The organism is Gilvimarinus sp. 1_MG-2023 (genome assembly GCF_030548285.1).
In genome coordinates this window covers 1-271 of record NZ_JAUOSC010001024.1, presented here as the reverse complement: position 1 = coordinate 271, position 271 = coordinate 1, and the positions used below count along the sequence as shown (strand labels likewise).

The 271-nt window shown below is 59.8% G+C and carries 1 pseudogene; it reads left to right on the top strand.

Annotation, left to right across the window (positions count from 1 at the left end):
- Window positions 1–271: pseudogene (locus Q4563_RS19990) on the top strand (hypothetical protein); the annotation flags it as partial.

The following is a 271-nucleotide window of genomic DNA, read 5'->3' as shown; positions in this document are numbered from 1 at the left end:
ACCCAGGGCTATGAAGCCATGATTGGCGAACTGGACGACTACCTCAAAGCCATTACCGGCTTCGATGCCATCTGCATGCAGCCCAACTCCGGTGCCCAAGGTGAATACACCGGATTGCTGGCCATCCGCAAATACCACGAAAGCCGCGGCGACGGGCATCGTAACGTTTGCCTGATTCCACGCTCTGCCCACGGCACCAACCCCGCCTCCGCCCAACTGGCGGGTATGCGAGTGGTTGTGACCAACTGCGACGACCAGGGCAACGTTGACT